This is a genomic window from Adhaeribacter arboris (genome assembly GCF_003023845.1).
Lineage (GTDB): Bacteria > Bacteroidota > Bacteroidia > Cytophagales > Hymenobacteraceae > Adhaeribacter > Adhaeribacter arboris.
The window spans coordinates 5,107,336-5,123,438 of the sequence record NZ_PYFT01000001.1; the positions used below are offsets into that span (position 1 = coordinate 5,107,336).

Consider the following 16,103-nt stretch of genomic DNA (forward strand, 5'->3'; position numbering starts at 1 on the left):
GATTTTCCATTTGCCAAAGATTAAATCAAATAAAGCATTAGTAAATATAAGGATGCGTTTTATAGCCTTGGTATTAAGTTTTTTTCTGTGTTTCCTAAACTTAGGGCTTTTGCAAGCCCAGGTTACGGCTCCACAGTCAGAAGCGAATCAAAGCCAGGAGTTGCAGAAAAATATTCCGGTACACGACCCGGTAATGATGAGGCAAGGTGATACGTATTACTTGTTTGCTACTGGCCGGGGAATAGCCGTTTGGTCATCGAAAGATAGGCAGCAATGGAAGCGCGAAGAACTTGTGTTTTCAACGGCTCCGGAATGGGCAGTACAAGCTATCCCAACTTTTAAAAACCATATCTGGGCACCCGATATCAGCTACCACAAAGGCACCTATTACCTGTATTATTCCGTTTCAGCTTTCGGCAAAAACACTTCCGCTATCGGGCTTGCTACAAATACTACTCTAAACCCGATGGATAAAAATTTTAAATGGGTAGATCACGGTAAAGTAATTCAATCCGAACCTGGAAAAACTAACTGGAATGCCATTGACCCTAATTTAATTACCGATAAAGCAGGTAATCCTTACTTGGCATTTGGTTCTTTCTGGGAAGGTTTGAAACTGGTGAAATTGAATAAAGACCGTAAAAGTTTAGCTCAAAGCATTCAAAGTTTGCCTACTATTGCCAGCCGCAAAACGGAGGTAGCCGCTTCCAGCAATTTGCCAGCTACCACCAACAGCCCGGCAGATGCGGGAGATAATGCCATTGAAGCGCCCTTTATATTTAAAAAGCACGGATATTATTATCTTTTCGCTTCTATTGATTATTGTTGTAAAGGAGTAAACAGCACCTATAAAATTATTGTAGGCCGCGCTAAAGACGTGCAAGGTCCTTACCTGGATAAAGCGGGTAAATCAATGGTTCAGGGAGGCGGCACTTTGGTGCTGGCGGGCAATAACAACTGGTACGGCGTTGGACACAGCGCTACTTACACTTTTGATAATCAGGATTACTTGATTTTTCACGGGTATGATGCCGCTGATAAAGGTAAATCTAAATTGCGGATAGAGCTTTTAACCTGGGATGAACAAGAGTGGCCAATAGTATCTGGTAACGCTGGCGGTAAATAGGCCGAAATAGTTGATGAAAACGATAAGTAAATTAGTAAATAATAAACCTAAACTTTAAATCTTTCACCTTCATACGCAAAACGATAAAATGAACTTTCAACTAAGATTGCCTCTCTCTATTCTGGGAATTTTTTTACTAGCCTTGGGTGGCTGTAACAGTGGTAGTAAAAACCAATCCGCCGAAACAACTAACAGCCAGGCGACTGATTCTACAGCTACTGCTTCGCAGGAAGTAAGTTTGCCTGCTAAAGCTGATTTTCAGAACACCATTTCCGGAAAGAAAACCGATTTATATGTGCTGAAGAACAAAAATAACGTACAGGCTGCCATCACGAATTACGGAGGACGTTTAGTAAGCTTGCTGGTGCCGGATAAAGCTGGTAAAATGACCGACGTAATTGTGGGTTTCGATAAATTACAGCCTTTTACTGAAGGTGCAGACACGTATTTCGGGGCGTTAATTGGTCGGTACGGCAACCGGATTGCCAAAGGCAAATTTACCCTCGACGGTAAAACGTATACGCTGGCAACGAACAATGGACCAAACCATTTACACGGCGGCAAAGTAGGCTTTTCCCGGGTAATATGGGATGCTAACCAAACCAACGACAGCACCCTGGTTTTAACCTATGTATCTAAAGATGGGGAAGAAGGCTATCCGGGCACTTTAACTTCTAAAGTTACTTATACCCTGAGCAGCGCGAACGAGTTGAAAATTGCTTACGAAGCTACTACGGATAAAAAGACAGTGTTAAACCTGACTAATCATTCTTACTTTAACTTAAACGGAGCAGGAAGTGGTACCATCCTTGACCACCAATTACAAATTAATGCCGACCGGTACACGCCCGTTGATTCTACTTTAATTCCTACAGGTAAAATAGAAGCTCTAGCCGGCACACCGCTTAACTTTAAAAAAGCTACTATTATTGGTGACCGTATTAACGACACGCATCAGCAAATAAAATTTGGTAAAGGGTACGACCATAATTACGTATTGGCTACACAAAGAAGCGCTACGTTAAAACCTGCCGCCGCCGTACTGGGTGATAAAAGCGGTATATACATGGAAGTATCCACCCAAGAGCCAGGTATCCAGTTTTACAGCGGTAACTTTATGACCGGTAGTAATCAAATTAAAGGTGGCAAAAAAGACGAATACCGCTCGGCCTTTTGCCTCGAGACCCAGCACTTCCCCGATTCACCTAACCAGCGTAATTTCCCTTCTACAGTGTTAGCACCCGGCCAAACGTATAAAACTTCTTCGGTTTATAAGTTTTCGGTGAAGCAGTAGTAAGAAAATTAAGTGCTATACCTAAAAACGTAGCGCATAGGAATTAGCACCTGCTTAGGAACCTGCCGCAGCATGTTCCTAAGCAGGTGCTAATTCCGAACAGAAATAATCCGAACAGAAGTAAAAAATTTGATTTTCTACGGAGGATAATTTATTCATCCTCCCATATAGTTTAAGCTGCATGATTAAGTACATAGGTCAGACCCGGATATTAGTCGCGGTAGATTGTATAATATTCGGTTTTGATGGTTCAGATTTTAAATTATTACTGATTCAGCGGGGCTTTGCGCCGGAGAAAAAAAGATGGAGCTTAATGGGCGGATTTATTCAGCCGGAAGAAACCTTAGAAGTAGCCGCAAATCGCGTACTGAAGCAATTAACCGGCTTAGAAGATGTTTACCTGGAACAATTACAAGCTTTCAGCGGACCGGACCGCGACCCCGTAGAAAGAACAATTGCTGTCGCTTACTTTGCTTTAATTGATATTCACAAATACGAAAAGCAAATCAGCCACGAGTACCACGCCGAATGGTTTTTATTAAAAGATATGCCGCAATTAATTTTCGACCATGGACAAATGGTGGAGTTGGCTAAAAAAAGACTACGGTACAAAGCCGCATTACACCCTGTTTTATTTGAGTTATTACCCGAAAGATTTACCATTCCACAGTTACAGGCTCTGTACGAAGGTCTATACGAAACCGAATTTGATAAACGAAATTTTAGCCGGAAAATTCTTTCTACCGGTTTGCTGGTAAAGCAAAACGAAAAAGACAAAGAAAACTCCCGCAAAGGTGCTTTTTATTATAAACTGGATAAAAGAAAGTACTCGGAGAACTTTCAAGCCTTCCTGAAGTTTATTCCCAATCCGGATAAATTTCTGGTATAAGAAATAAATTTTAAAAATAATTTTTTGTTTAAGTGTTGTTTAGACAATTAAATCAGTAAATTTAAAACATCATTAATTTATAATTCCGATTTTCTTTCTCTTCAGCAAAGAATTAAGCCTAGTAACAGCAAAGCATTGCCATAAATTTTGCGAATAGTAATAAACAGGTTTAGGAAAGAACCGTAAGTTTTTACAAGGTCAATAACATTTTACATTCACTATTTCGGTAAGCTATGAAGAAATTACTCTTGATATTTGGATTAATAGGAAGTACCTGGTTATCTGCTTGTTCCAACGAAAAGTCTGGGGCAAATAATGCTGCTGCTGAATCTGGAACTACGGCTGAAAATGACTCGAGTACTACTAACCCAATAAATTCTGAATACGGAACTCCAAATGCTTCCGAAAACCCGGTAGATTCTGCCCAAAGCGCCAAGCAGGATAGTACCCGTAAATAATCTGTTTTCTTTAAAAATAATCCGTCGAAATAAGTCGAAAAGAACCGGAATATTCTTTTCTAAAAGTAAGAAGCGTTAATTTGACATTTTAATTTATTATGGAAAAAGAGGTATATGTAATTGGAGTAGATTATGGAACAGATTCGGTACGCTCTGTAATTGTGAACGCGCTTAACGGTCAGGAAGTAGCAGCTGCTGTGTACCCGTATCCGCGGTGGCAACAAGGCTTGTATTGTATTCCCGCCGAAAACCAGTTTCGGCAGCATCCATTGGATTATATCGAAGGTTTGGAGTATACCATTAAAGCGTGTCTGGAGCAAGCCGGTCCCGAAGTGGCAGCCGCGGTAAAGGGTATTGCGGTAGATACGACGGGTTCCACGCCGGTAGCCGTTGATAAATCGGGGACTCCGCTGGCCTTATTGCCGGGTTTTGAGGAAAATCCGCATGCCATGTTTGTGCTCTGGAAAGACCATACTTCCGTAAACGAAGCTGCCGAAATAAACGAACATGCTAAAAAGTTCGAAACCAACTACCTGCAATACGTAGGCGGAATTTACTCCTCGGAGTGGTTCTGGGCCAAATTGCTTCGGACATTACGCACCGATGAACAAGTACGGGCCGCTACCTATTCCTGGGTTGAGCATTGCGACTGGGTGCCTTTTCTCCTAACGGGAGGTACCGAAGTGCAACAGATGAAACGCAGTGTGTGCGCGGCCGGACATAAATCGTTATGGGCAGTTGAATTTAATGGTTTGCCACCCGAAGAGTTCTTCTCCTCCTTAGACCCCTTGCTGGCAAATTTCCGTTCCCGATTATTTACGGATGCCTATTCTTCGGATAAGCCTGCCGGCAACCTTAGCCCGGAATGGGCCGAACGTTTAGGACTTTCTACGGATGTAGTGGTAGGAGTAGGAGCTTTTGATGCACACATGGGCGCGGTGGGTGGCCAGGTAGAGCCTTACCACCTGAGCAAAGTAATGGGTACTTCTACCTGCGATATGCTGGTAGCACCCTTAGATGAGGTAAAAGACACACTCGTGAACGGTATTTGCGGTCAGGTTCCGGGTTCCGTTATTCCAGGAATGATGGGTATGGAGGCCGGTCAGTCGGCTTTTGGGGATACGTATGCCTGGTTTAAAAAAGTTTTACTCTGGCCGTTGCAGCATTTGCTTTCTCAATCGCAGATAATTGATGCCGAAACTGCCAAAGCCTTATTAGAAGAAATATCCGCTAGAATAATTCCGGAACTTAGCCTGGAAGCAAATAAATTACCGGTATCTGAGAACCTGGAATACGCTATTGACTGGTTGAATGGCCGGCGCACTCCGGATGCGAACCAGCTTTTAAAAGGCGCCATATCTGGCTTAGGATTAGGCAGCGATGCTCCCCGCATATTCCGGGCCTTGGTAGAGGCAACTTGTTTTGGTGCTAAAAAAATTGTAGACCGCTTTAATGAACAAGGCGTACCCGTGAAAGGTTTAATTGGCTTGGGTGGGGTAGCGAAGAAGTCTCCTTTTATTATGCAAATGATGGCCGATGTCATGAATATGCCCATCCGGATTCATAAATCGGAACAAACCTGCGCAATTGGCGCCGCCATGTTTGCCGCTACCGCTGCCGGTATTTACTCCCGCGTAGAAGATGCCATGGCGGCTATGGGCCAAGGTTTTGACGCTGAGTATTTCCCTGATGCGGAGCGAGCCAAAGTATATGCCAAACGTTACGTAAAATACACCGAACTAGGAGGTTTCATTGAAGGCCAACTGAGTACTGTAAAATCACCTTTAATATCGGACTTACCCGAAACGGGCACCAAGGCGCAGGAACCACACACCGACGAGGAAAAGCAAAAAGAAGATGCTCTGGAAACGGCCTCAACCAATAATAATTAATACTAAGTACTTCGACGAAATTAGTTTAAAGGATATTTTTATAATGATTAGCTGATCGTTAATCTTATTAGTCGAACAACGAACAACTAATAACCAACAACTACTTACATGAGTACCTACGCCCACATTCAGGAAGAGGCCTATCGGGCCAATATGCAATTACCTAAATTAGGATTAGTATTATTCACTTTTGGCAACGTAAGTGCCGCCGACCGCGAGCAGGGTGTTTTTGCCATTAAACCCAGCGGTGTTCCCTATGAAGACCTGACTCCTGAAAAAATGGTAATCGTAGATTTTGACGGTAATACTGTAAAAGGAAAATTGCGACCTTCTTCTGATACCAAAACCCACGCGGTGTTGTACAAACATTGGGAAAAAATCGGCGGCATTGTACACACGCATTCTACCTACGCTACAGCTTGGGCCCAGGCACAGCGCGATATTCCCATTTATGGCACCACCCATGCCGACCATAATACGGTAGATATTCCGTGTGCCCCACCCATGAGCGATGAAATGATTCAGGGGGATTATGAGTATCAGACTGGTTTCCAGATAATGAATTACCTGCAGGAGAAAAACATGAGCTACGAAGAAGTAGAAATGGTACTGGTGGGCAATCACGCTCCCTTTACCTGGGGCAAAACCGCCGATAAAGCCGTTTACAACAGTGCCGTTGTCGAAGAAATAGCCCGTATGGCTTACTTAACCGAGCAAATCCGAACCGACGTCCCCCGCTTGCAAAATTCATTGATCAAAAAGCATTTCGAGCGCAAACACGGCCCAAATTCTTATTACGGGCAGTAATTTAGACCATAGTCCATGGTCGATAGACCACAGACAAAGGCATTTGGAAGCTAATTTTGAAAACGGTTTATTTTAGATAGCTCAAGAACGAACTTGACAAGAATTTTTAAATTTTTAATCTCATCCATGGACTATGGTCTATGGTCCATCGACTAAAATACATGATAAACTTAAAAGAATTGGAGGTCTGGTTTATTACCGGCAGTCAGCATTTATACGGCGAAGAAACTTTAAATCAGGTAGCGGAACATTCGCAGCAAATAGCCAAAGCCTTAGACCAGGCAGAGCAGGTTCCGGTTAGAGTTGTTTTTAAACCTACTGTTAAAACTACCGAAGAAATATTCCGCATTTGCCAGGAAGCGAACGTAGCTGAAAAATGCATTGGCGTTATTACCTGGATGCATACTTTTTCGCCGGCTAAAATGTGGATTACCGGCTTAAAGATATTACAAAAACCTTTGCTGCATCTGCACACGCAGTTTAATCGTGATATTCCGTGGAATTCTATTGATATGAATTTCATGAACCTGAACCAAAGCGCCCACGGCGACCGGGAGTTTGGTTTTATGGTATCGCGCATGCGCATTAACCGCAAGGTGGTAGTAGGTCACTGGCAAGACCCGGAAGTTTTAGACCAGATAAGTGGCTGGAGCCGGGCAGCGGCTGGTTGGTATGATTGGCAAGGCGCTAAATTCGTGCGTTTCGGTGATAATATGCGCTATGTAGCCGTTACCGAAGGCGACAAAGTTGAAGCAGAAATGCAGTTTGGTTTTTCGGTAAATACCCACGGCATCGGCGATTTGGTAAAAGTAATTAACGAGGTTAGCGATTCGGCTATCGAACAGCTTATTCAGGAATACGAAGAAAGTTACACCCTAACCGAAGCTTTACGAAAAGGAGGAACCCAATATACTTCGTTATGGGAAGCGGCCAAAATTGAAATAGGGTTACGTACTTTTTTAGAGGAAGGTAATTACAAAGGCTTTTCCGATACTTTCGAAGATTTACACGGCATGGTGCAGTTGCCGGGCATTGCGGCCCAGCGTTTAATGGCTGAAGGTTACGGTTTTGCCGGCGAAGGCGATTGGAAAACGGCCGCTTTGGTTCGGGCCATGAAAGTAATGGGCAGCGGCCTACCAGGAGGTAATGCCTTTATGGAAGATTATACTTATCATTTCGATCCGAATAATGCTTTGGTTTTAGGTTCGCACATGCTGGAGGTAGATGAGTCCATTGCCACGGGCAAACCTTCCTGCGAAGTGCACCCCTTAGGTATTGGAGGCAAAGCCGACCCGGTACGATTAGTATTTAACGTAGCCGGCGGCCCTGCTTTAAATGCCTCCGTTATTGATATGGGGAACCGTTTCCGGTTAATTGTAAACGAAGTAGAAGCCATCGCGCCGCAGTACGATTTACCAAAACTACCAGTGGCCCGGGTTCTTTGGAAACCTTATCCGGATATGAAAACCGGTTGTGCCGCCTGGATTTTGGCCGGTGGAGCGCACCATACCTGCTATAGTCAAAATTTAAGCTCTGAAATACTGCAAGACTTTGCCGAAATGGCCGGTATTGAATGCGTACTGATTGATAAAGATACCAAATTGAATCAATTACGAAACGAGCTGCGCTGGAGCGAAGTGTACTACCAGGTAAATAAGAAATTTTAATTTTTTAATGCGGGCGGTTGCTCCTTATCAACTGCCTGCATTATTTAAAAACACCCTCAAAATTTTATTTTCTTAAGCTTTTAAATACTCCGACAGATTTTGTTTTATATTTAAGATGATGAAATAGAGCCGAATAGTTTAGGCTCAAGGCATAAATGAAAGCATTTGGGTGGAAACGGTAGCCATTCATAACAAGCCTTTTCCAGTTTAATTAAAAAAGCAAATTCATTCATCTTACATAAACGATTAAGCAATAAGCTAATAGAAAGAAATTTTATTTTGTCTTACCATTCTAAATAATCCGGCATGAGCAAATTCGCTACTATTGATTACGTTATTTTTATTGTTTACTTTATTGTGGTATCCAGCTACGGCTACTGGGTTTACCGGCGCGACCGCAACGTAAACGCCGACAGTAAAGATTACTTTCTGGCCGAAGGAACCCTGACCTGGTGGGCCATTGGCGCTTCTTTAATTGCTTCTAACATTTCGGCGGAGCAATTTATTGGCATGAGTGGTAACGGTTTTGTGGTGGGCGTGGCAGTAGCTGCTTACGAATGGATTGCGGCCATTGCGCTTATTATTGTAGCCGTTTGGTTTATTCCGGTTTACCTTAAGAACCGGATTTTTACCATGCCTCAGTTCTTGCAAACCCGCTACAACACTACGGTAGCCTTAATTATGGCTATTTTCTGGCTTTTTCTGTACGTATTCGTAAACCTAACCTCTATTTTATACCTGGGGGCTCTAGCCATTAATAACCTGGCGGGAGGAGCAAATTTCCACTTGATTGTGATTGCTTTAGCGATTTTTGCTATTATTATTACTCTGGGCGGAATGAATGTGATTGGCTACACCGATGTCATTCAGGTAACGGTATTAATCTTGGGCGGTTTGGCAACTACTTACACCGCTTTAACCCTGGTGAGCGAAAAGTTTGGTTTAGGGAGCGATGTTATTGCTGGTTTTAACGCCCTCCTCCGAGATTCGCCGGATCATTTTCGAATGATTATTGACCGACCCGGACCGAATGCGCCGCAAGCCGAAATTAACAAATACTTGATGTTACCCGGTATTGCGATGTATTTCGCCGGTATCTGGATTGTAAACCTAAACTACTGGGGCTGCAACCAATACATAACCCAACGTGCTTTGGGCGCAAACCTGGAAACAGCCCGTACCGGTATTTTATTTGCCGGTTTAATGAAATTAATGATGCCCGTAATTGTAATGCTGCCAGGTATTGCGGCTTACGTGCTGTATAAAAATGGTTCTTTGCAGGAAGAAATGGCTCCCGGAGGTGTTTTTAACGCGGATAATGCTTACTCCGCTATTCTGGGTTTTTTACCTACCGGTATGAAAGGCTTGTCTTTAGCTGCTCTTACAGCGGCCATTGTGGCTTCGTTGGCGGGTAAGGCCAATAGTATCTCCACCATTTTTACCCTGGATATTTACAAAAAGTATATCAACCCAAATTCCGACGAAAAAAACTTAATCCGGATAGGTAAAATCACCATTATAGGGGCTATGCTATTTTCTATCTTCTTAACCTGGAACGATTTATTAGGTATTGGCGGAGAAGGTGGCTTTACTTTTATTCAGAAATATACCGGTTTTATTAGTCCAGGGGTATTTGCCATGTTTTTACTGGGTATGTTCTGGAAACGTACCACTGGCACAGCGGCCGTAGCTGGTTTATTAACCGGTTTTATTCTGTCGGTAATCTTTAATAATTATGCTCCGGCCTGGTTTGGTAACGAAACTTTCCTGTATACGGCTTACCCCAATGGCAAAGGCGGCTACGAAATTCCTTTCCAAATTTGTATGGGCATTGCTTTTCTATTTACTATGATTGTCATGATTGCTCTTAGTCTGGCTGGCCCTAAAATAAATCCGAAAGCTTTTGTACTGGATAAAACCATGTTCCGGGTTTCTAATGCAACTTTGGCTTTAATTGTTATTACCATGTTGCTCATTACCGCTCTGTACGTGCGTTTCTGGTAAGAAATAAAGTGAAATTTTAGAAAAAAGCGGGCTAACGGGCTCGCTTTTTTTAATTAAAGTGTCCCGTCCTAGAATAAGTTGATACCCCAGTTGACTTATTATGAAAAAAGATAAAAAGAAATTTATTCGGCGCAGTCAGCGCGATTACAGCCTTGCCTTTAAGTTGCAGGTAGTGCCGCAGGTAGAAAAAGGCGAACTGACTTATAAAAAGGCTCAAAAAAAAGGCTCAAAAGTATTATGGCATTCAAGATAATTAACCAATCTTCGTTATAAGAAAGTTTTCGCCAATAAAAAGGACAGCTACAACATTTTATCGCAACTGCCTGATATCAAAAAGGACAATATTGGAATCAGTCTAGCTACACATGGATATTCAGTTTTAAGCGGAAATTGATTGTTCTACTCGCTAGGACAGCTTTCAATAATTGTGCGATCAATGTGCGACCATAAAAATTTCTTAAAAATAAAAAGCCCCTTAAAAGGGGCTTCTCAGTGTACCAGGGGCGGGACTGCCATACTTCTTTAATCTATTTGAATCCTTTTAAATTTCATGCATTTAAGCCATATTTGAGGGGTTCTTAAGCTCACTTCAGTGAGCTTAAGTCATTTTTAATAATAAAAATGACACCAAATCTGCCACCTATTTTGATTTTTTAAAACCAATTACACAATACTTACCTTTCATCAAAATAGTGCAGGTGGTCTTTTTTTTAACCTTTAATAACCTCTTCCCCAACTATGGCAAGTATTAACTTTACCCTTAACCACCAGAAGAAAGACTCTAAAGGTCTTATCCCGGTTTGGATGGTTTTAAATTTTAATGGCATTCGGATACGGAAAGCAACGAAGGCGAAGCTTAAGGAAAAATACTGGGCAGAAAAGACCCAAAGGATAAAACCACCATTAAAAGGTGAATCTTATAATAATCACGCTGAATTTAATACTATCCTAGATAGTACGGAGAAGAAGGTACAAGACATCTTTAATCATGCTTTACTAAATGGCATACCATTAACCAAAGAATATGTAGAAAGCCAGCTAAACAACAAGTTTAGCGCACAACCAAAGGCTAAGGATTTTTTTACTTGTTTTGAGGAGTTCATTGAGGCGAACAAGCCCCTTAAAGCCAAAAGAACTATAATGGGCTATGTTACTACCGTTAACTTTCTGAAGGGCTTTCAGAATGATTCAAACCTTCCAATCCGGTTCGATACTATATCCCTTGACTGGTTCGATAAATTACGGGCGTATGCCTTTAAGGAAAAGCAAGTAAAGGATAACTACTTTTCTACCTTAATTAATAGGTTAAAAGCATTTTTAGGATGGGCTGCTGATAGAGGGTATAACGAAAACCAAGCTTATAAGAAATTTTCAACTATTGAACGTGAAGGAGATATTATTTGCCTTTACGAAAAAGAACTATTTCAGCTTTATGAGTCCGAATTTAATAGTAAAAGACTTGACCAGGTTAGAGACGTTTATTGCTTTGGTTGCTTTACCGGTTTAAGGTTCTCCGATTTATTCGATTTAGGAAGAGAACATATTAAAAATGGAGAAATCCAGAAAACTATAGTTAAAACAAGGCAATTTCAAAAAATACCTTTAAATGATTTTGCTTTAGCGATCCTGAACAAATAGCAGGATTACCCTAATCCACTCCCTTTAATATCCGCTCAGAAATTTAACTCTTATATAAAAGAAGCTTGTCAACTTGCTGGAATAAATGAATTAATAACAGTTACTTCCTACTCTGGAGGAAAATCAATTGAGAAAACCGTTCCTAAATACGAGCTTATTACCTCTCATACTGCAAGAAAAACGTTTACTACTAATTCTCTTATTTTTGGATTGAATGAATCTATAGTAAAAAAAATTACTGGACATAAAAAAGATAAAAATTTCCAGAGGTATGTAAAATTGGCAGATGAGTACTTAAAGGAAGAATCTAATAGTGCATGGAATAAACGCAAATAATAAACTTTTAATAGTTTGAAACCCGATGTTGGTGTTCTTCTGTTAAGAATAATATTTCTTTAATTGCTTCATCAGTACTCATATCGTCTTTCTTCTCAATTACTCCTTTCTTAATTAAGCGATACTTTAATTGAGCTGACATAATTTTAGCCCCATTTGCATTGGAGGCTGCCCTATTAGCTTCCTTCAAACTCATGAAGCTAATGAAGCACGTTACAATTAATACGAATAAATTAGCTGCTAATAGTCTTACAACTGTTTTTCTGAAAGCTAATTGACTGGGATTTTCTAGATTCATTATAAAAATTGGTTTATCAGTTTTTATATTAAGAATTGCAAATATATTGCCTAAAATCAAAATACTTTCTATTCATAATAGCTTGCATGGAAGAGATTGAAACGAAATTCGGTATTGAAACAGAAGTAATGGAATCTTGGTCAGAATTCATAACCTTCATTGATGTTAATTCCCAGTACCGCCAATTTATCTGGAGAGGCCAAGCTGATTCATCTTGGCTGTTGGAACCTACAATAAGTAGGGTATTAAAGAAATATGGAAAGGTGGATAATGAAAAAACTATTAATACGCATTTGCAAAGATTTAAATATGCTACCAGAGGTAGAAGAGGCCCAACCCCGTCGATATTAGAAAAAGATGATTATTGGTGGGCATTAGGTCAACACCAAGGGTTAAATACTCCTCTTTTAGATTGGTCCAAATCACCTTTTGTAGCAGCGTTTTTTGCATACGAACGCTACGAAGTGAGTTCTACTACACAAAGAACTGTTTATGGAATATCACAAACAGCTATTGCTAGAATGTCCGACATTATAAAAAAACAACATTTAGAAACAACTAGACCTTCAATAATTGAGTTTATTGAACCTTTTTCTGATGATAACGCAAGACTTGTAAACCAGAATGGATTATTTACGAGGAGCCCTTCAGGAATTGATATTGAATCTTGGATAAAATCCAGATATAAAGAGGATGAGGAAAATGTTGTAATGTGGAAGATTTTACTTCCAGATACTGAAAGAGAAAACGCTTTAAGGTCACTTAATAGAATGAATATAAATCATTTAACCTTGTTTCCTGATTTATATGGAGCTTCCAAATTTGCAAACATGAATATTGAAATAAAATCCTACTAGGATTGTCAATTATTTAATACTAATTAAACCTTTCTATGATCAAACGTGCAAAAATAATTGAAGACTTTCTTCATAGTACAAGATCATTCTTTAATTTAGAAGCACTTAAAGGAAAATCTAAAGAAGTACAAGAAACAATAGTTTGGCATTGGGTGAGATATATTGAACATACTTTTTTCTCTAGATATATAGATTACTTCAATAGCTCATTTTATAACATATTAGGAAAAAATCAAAAGAGTCCAGACGAAGTAATTCAGGCTGAGATCTTCTATTTAAAAGAAGCAAATGATTTCCTTACTAAATTAATAAACTTTTCACCTTTTGGGAAGCAAGAAAACGTAAAGCAAAGATGGTTTAACTTGTTAATGCTTAGTTTTTCTAGAAAAGGTACTAGATAGAAGCCATGCCTTTTTTATTGATAACCATTTTAAAAATAATCCCTCGTATGAAGAAAAATATATATCAAGGGATTATCTTTTTGAATACAATCCTAGAAAAAAGCTACTATACTCTGCTGATCCTAAATACTTAATAAATGGTTTCAACCTATTAAAATCAAAAGGGAAAATTGAAATAGGTAGTATTGCAAATTTCGTTTACTCAAATTTTGATTTCTATTCTAATAAAGGATATTCTATACCTCCTTACAAAGATGATTATAGTTTAAAGTGGTTAGGCGTAAAAGGAAGCTTTCCCCAATTATTAGGTCAATTAAAAGAAACTAAGAATATTATAGCTACTCATGAAGAAATAGTTGATTTTGTACTTCAATATATTGTAATGCATAGAAGTAGTGCATTACAATATGCCTCCTTAAAAGAAAAACTTAGCAAAAAAAATATCATTGATATTCAATGGTTTAAGCGGTTATAACACTTACCATTTTTCTTACCCCTCTACTGTTAATCTTTAACTTACTTGACCTTTCGGCTATAATCAAAATTTATAGCTAATGGAACAACTTATTTTAATCCCTTTAAGGCTAAAGGACTTCAAGCAAATAATCAAGGATTGTATTGCTGAAACTAGCTTAAACTTACCTCAGGGTGAGAAAGAAATCACTAATGACAAGCTTACCCAAAAAGAAGCAGCTTCTCTCCTTGGTATAAGTGAGGCTACTTTGATTGATTGGAAAAAGAAAGGTTTGTTACCTTATCACCAATTACCCAACACCAGAAGAGTTTTTTTTCTTAAATCAGAACTTAAACTGGTTACCTCCCAAAATCCCCAACTTCTAAAAGCTGCAAGGAGGTAACGAAATGGAAAGCAATAAAAATGCATCTAAAAAGCCTTGTGCTTCCTCTAAACCTGCTCCGAATGTGATTCCAACTCCAGTAAGCAGAACTGGGTCTAGGGCAGCTTTAAAATCTAATAATCAGGAAAAATGTAAAAGCGCTCCTTCTCCTGATTGTTCCCCTAAAAAGGTTTCTCTTGATAAATTAGAAATAACTTCGGAATTGGGTTCCGAAGTTATTGAGTTTGATAGAAGCTGCGAGTACAATCGTGAGAAACTAACTAAGAGAGCTAGGGCAAAATTTTTTAACAATAATATAGCTATTGCCTTAGCTAACTTAAAAACCTCTTTAAAGGATAAATATTGGGATACCTTTCATTGCTCTCATAGGATTATTGTTAGTGGCACAGAGGCAAAATCCAAATTTTGTAAAAATAGATGGTGCTTAATCTGTAACAGAATCCGAACTGCTCAACTTATCCAGAAATACGGCCTCACCTTAGATTCTTGGAAGGAAAAAGTATTTCTTACGCTTACCGTTAAAAACTGCACTGCCGAAAGGCTGAAAGATACTTTAGATAGAATGCATAAGTACTTTACTGAAATAAAAGATTCAGAAAGAAAAGCAGGCAGAAACTTGATAGGAATTAGAAAGCTGGAGATAACCTATAACAGAGCAGAAAACACCTATCATCCTCATTTTCATTTTGTTCTTGAAAGTGGCTTATCTGCTCAAAGCATAATTGAAAAATGAATTTATAAATTCAATGAAGGAGTTTGTAAGCAAACCTTAAACAGACTGATTACTTCTATCGAGAATAAAGTAAATGGTGGCAGTTCTAAAAGTAAGTATATCCAGTTAGAGGAATTTAAGGAATTTAGAAAGCAATTAAAAGCCGACCCGCAATTTCAGGATTTTAAGAAGGCTGACGAGAAATCGGTAAAAGAGCTTTTTAAGTACTTCACTAAACTTACCTCTAACTCTTCGAAAGATAAATTTATTACTCCTGTAGCTTTAGATACTATTTTTCAAAATCTCACCAATAGAAGAGCGTTTCAGCCGTTTGGGTTTGTTGCTCACCAAGAAATGGAAGCATCTGAAATCAAGAATAATGATAAAACAGAAGCTTGGCTTAATGAAATGGAATACGAATGGATGGAAGAATATTCTAATTGGGTGAATACTCAAACAGGAGACATCCTTTCGGACTTTCAACCTAGTGAAGATGATTTAAAACGGAAAGGAGCCATAAAATAATGGATTCAATATTTGTCTATAAAAACCAGTTAGTATATAACCCTTCTAATCTATTATTTACTATTGTTCAGGATTCTATACGATTTGAGCGATTTAAGCTCCTAGCTATTTACATGGAAGGTGATTACCTTGGAACTTATAGGATTATTGAGAAGAACGTTTTTCCAGTGTATAAGCTTTCCAAAATGCTTTCATTGTTAATATTTGGTTCTATGCTGACTTTAGGAACAAAAGCCTTAAGAACCATGAGGATTAAAGGAAGGATGTCAGATAATACAAAAATGGCATTAATCTGCCTTCAATTCATTGAGTATCAAGAAAAATACACCTAATTAAGCATAT

The 16,103-nt window shown here is 39.4% G+C and carries 18 protein-coding genes; 17 read left to right on the forward strand and 1 reads right to left on the reverse strand.

All coding sequences use genetic code 11. From position 1 onward, the window contains the following. Positions 1-109 precede the first annotated feature (109 nt). The 11 genes from AHMF7605_RS20750 (at position 110) to AHMF7605_RS31145 (ending at position 12,111) form a co-directional block, all read left to right on the forward strand. Positions 110-1,126 carry an arabinan endo-1,5-alpha-L-arabinosidase gene (locus AHMF7605_RS20750; protein ID WP_233219204.1) on the forward strand — a complete coding sequence of 339 codons (1,017 nt, stop codon included), beginning with the start codon at positions 110-112 and terminating at the stop codon, positions 1,124-1,126. 88 nt (positions 1,127-1,214) lie between these two features. After that, complete coding sequence (locus AHMF7605_RS20755) at positions 1,215-2,420, forward strand: aldose epimerase family protein (protein ID WP_106931936.1); 1,206 nt, start codon at positions 1,215-1,217, stop codon at positions 2,418-2,420. A 181-nt stretch (positions 2,421-2,601) separates the two neighbouring features. Next, positions 2,602-3,309 (forward strand): NUDIX hydrolase, encoded by a 708-nt coding sequence (locus AHMF7605_RS20760; RefSeq protein WP_106931937.1) that lies wholly within the window; start codon positions 2,602-2,604, stop codon positions 3,307-3,309. Between the two features lie 233 nt (positions 3,310-3,542). Then, a complete protein-coding gene (locus AHMF7605_RS20765; RefSeq protein ID WP_106931938.1) occupies positions 3,543-3,767 on the forward strand; it encodes a hypothetical protein in 225 nt (74 codons plus the stop codon). A gap of 98 nt (positions 3,768-3,865) precedes the next feature. Beyond that, positions 3,866-5,659, forward strand: coding sequence for a ribulokinase (locus AHMF7605_RS20770; RefSeq protein WP_106931939.1), 1,794 nt, complete (start codon positions 3,866-3,868; stop codon positions 5,657-5,659). A 108-nt stretch (positions 5,660-5,767) separates the two neighbouring features. Then, the gene (locus AHMF7605_RS20775) at positions 5,768-6,466 is read left to right on the forward strand and encodes an L-ribulose-5-phosphate 4-epimerase (RefSeq protein ID WP_106931940.1); all 699 of its coding nucleotides are present in this window, start codon (positions 5,768-5,770) and stop codon (positions 6,464-6,466) included. A 161-nt stretch (positions 6,467-6,627) separates the two neighbouring features. After that, a complete protein-coding gene (araA, locus tag AHMF7605_RS20780; RefSeq protein ID WP_106931941.1) occupies positions 6,628-8,133 on the forward strand; it encodes an L-arabinose isomerase in 1,506 nt (501 codons plus the stop codon). A gap of 306 nt (positions 8,134-8,439) precedes the next feature. Next, complete coding sequence (locus AHMF7605_RS20785) at positions 8,440-10,137, forward strand: sodium:solute symporter family transporter (protein ID WP_106931942.1); 1,698 nt, start codon at positions 8,440-8,442, stop codon at positions 10,135-10,137. A 100-nt stretch (positions 10,138-10,237) separates the two neighbouring features. Further along, entirely contained in the window at positions 10,238-10,390 is a 153-nt protein-coding gene (locus tag AHMF7605_RS29855) for a hypothetical protein (RefSeq protein ID WP_158267571.1), read from the forward strand. 485 nt (positions 10,391-10,875) lie between these two features. Continuing rightward, positions 10,876-11,775, forward strand: coding sequence for a phage integrase SAM-like domain-containing protein (locus AHMF7605_RS20790; protein ID WP_106931943.1), 900 nt, complete (start codon positions 10,876-10,878; stop codon positions 11,773-11,775). A gap of 27 nt (positions 11,776-11,802) precedes the next feature. Continuing rightward, positions 11,803-12,111, forward strand: coding sequence for a tyrosine-type recombinase/integrase (locus AHMF7605_RS31145; RefSeq protein ID WP_106931944.1), 309 nt, complete (start codon positions 11,803-11,805; stop codon positions 12,109-12,111). A 7-nt stretch (positions 12,112-12,118) separates the two neighbouring features. On the opposite strand, the gene AHMF7605_RS20800 is transcribed toward AHMF7605_RS31145, so the two are convergent. Then, positions 12,119-12,409: an RNA-binding protein gene (locus tag AHMF7605_RS20800; RefSeq protein ID WP_106931945.1), complete on the reverse strand. Its 291-nt coding sequence runs from the start codon at positions 12,407-12,409 to the stop codon at positions 12,119-12,121. An 86-nt stretch (positions 12,410-12,495) separates the two neighbouring features. On the opposite strand from AHMF7605_RS20800, the gene AHMF7605_RS20805 reads away from it, so the two are divergent. The 6 genes from AHMF7605_RS20805 (at position 12,496) to AHMF7605_RS20825 (ending at position 16,093) form a co-directional block, all read left to right on the forward strand. Continuing rightward, positions 12,496-13,266 carry an FRG domain-containing protein gene (locus AHMF7605_RS20805; RefSeq protein ID WP_106931946.1) on the forward strand — a complete coding sequence of 257 codons (771 nt, stop codon included), beginning with the start codon at positions 12,496-12,498 and terminating at the stop codon, positions 13,264-13,266. Positions 13,267-13,301: 35 nt separating this feature from the next. Next, positions 13,302-13,667 carry a hypothetical protein gene (locus AHMF7605_RS20810; protein ID WP_106931947.1) on the forward strand — a complete coding sequence of 122 codons (366 nt, stop codon included), beginning with the start codon at positions 13,302-13,304 and terminating at the stop codon, positions 13,665-13,667. 554 nt (positions 13,668-14,221) lie between these two features. Further along, entirely contained in the window at positions 14,222-14,524 is a 303-nt protein-coding gene (locus tag AHMF7605_RS20815; protein ID WP_106931948.1) for a helix-turn-helix domain-containing protein, read from the forward strand. 4 nt (positions 14,525-14,528) lie between these two features. Next, a complete protein-coding gene (locus AHMF7605_RS20820) occupies positions 14,529-15,257 on the forward strand; it encodes a protein rep (protein ID WP_106931949.1) in 729 nt (242 codons plus the stop codon). Between the two features lie 333 nt (positions 15,258-15,590). Beyond that, complete coding sequence (locus AHMF7605_RS29860) at positions 15,591-15,761, forward strand: hypothetical protein (protein ID WP_158267572.1); 171 nt, start codon at positions 15,591-15,593, stop codon at positions 15,759-15,761. Continuing rightward, positions 15,761-16,093 (forward strand): hypothetical protein, encoded by a 333-nt coding sequence (locus tag AHMF7605_RS20825; protein WP_106931950.1) that lies wholly within the window; start codon positions 15,761-15,763, stop codon positions 16,091-16,093. The genes AHMF7605_RS29860 and AHMF7605_RS20825 overlap by 1 nt, the downstream gene beginning before the upstream one ends. Positions 16,094-16,103 lie beyond the last annotated feature (10 nt).

Excerpts from the sequence above, each read along its gene's own strand:
- AHMF7605_RS20775 (WP_106931940.1), top strand. The coding sequence starts at position 5,768 with ATGAGTACCTACGCCCACATTCAGGAAGAGGCCTATCGGGCCAATATG.
- AHMF7605_RS20770 (WP_106931939.1), top strand. The coding sequence starts at position 3,866 with ATGGAAAAAGAGGTATATGTAATTGGAGTAGATTATGGAACAGATTCG.
- AHMF7605_RS20810 (WP_106931947.1), top strand. The coding sequence starts at position 13,302 with ATGATCAAACGTGCAAAAATAATTGAAGACTTTCTTCATAGTACAAGA.
- AHMF7605_RS20790 (WP_106931943.1), top strand. The coding sequence starts at position 10,876 with ATGGCAAGTATTAACTTTACCCTTAACCACCAGAAGAAAGACTCTAAA.
- AHMF7605_RS20760 (WP_106931937.1), top strand. The coding sequence starts at position 2,602 with ATGATTAAGTACATAGGTCAGACCCGGATATTAGTCGCGGTAGATTGT.
- AHMF7605_RS20785 (WP_106931942.1), top strand. The coding sequence starts at position 8,440 with ATGAGCAAATTCGCTACTATTGATTACGTTATTTTTATTGTTTACTTT.
- AHMF7605_RS20820 (WP_106931949.1), top strand. The coding sequence starts at position 14,529 with ATGGAAAGCAATAAAAATGCATCTAAAAAGCCTTGTGCTTCCTCTAAA.
- AHMF7605_RS20755 (WP_106931936.1), top strand. The coding sequence starts at position 1,215 with ATGAACTTTCAACTAAGATTGCCTCTCTCTATTCTGGGAATTTTTTTA.
- AHMF7605_RS20800 (WP_106931945.1), bottom strand. The coding sequence starts at position 12,409 with ATGAATCTAGAAAATCCCAGTCAATTAGCTTTCAGAAAAACAGTTGTA.
- AHMF7605_RS20765 (WP_106931938.1), top strand. The coding sequence starts at position 3,543 with ATGAAGAAATTACTCTTGATATTTGGATTAATAGGAAGTACCTGGTTA.
- AHMF7605_RS20825 (WP_106931950.1), top strand. The coding sequence starts at position 15,761 with ATGGATTCAATATTTGTCTATAAAAACCAGTTAGTATATAACCCTTCT.
- AHMF7605_RS29860 (WP_158267572.1), top strand. The coding sequence starts at position 15,591 with ATGGAAGCATCTGAAATCAAGAATAATGATAAAACAGAAGCTTGGCTT.
- AHMF7605_RS29855 (WP_158267571.1), top strand. The coding sequence starts at position 10,238 with ATGAAAAAAGATAAAAAGAAATTTATTCGGCGCAGTCAGCGCGATTAC.
- AHMF7605_RS20815 (WP_106931948.1), top strand. The coding sequence starts at position 14,222 with ATGGAACAACTTATTTTAATCCCTTTAAGGCTAAAGGACTTCAAGCAA.
- araA (WP_106931941.1), top strand. The coding sequence starts at position 6,628 with ATGATAAACTTAAAAGAATTGGAGGTCTGGTTTATTACCGGCAGTCAG.
- AHMF7605_RS20805 (WP_106931946.1), top strand. The coding sequence starts at position 12,496 with ATGGAAGAGATTGAAACGAAATTCGGTATTGAAACAGAAGTAATGGAA.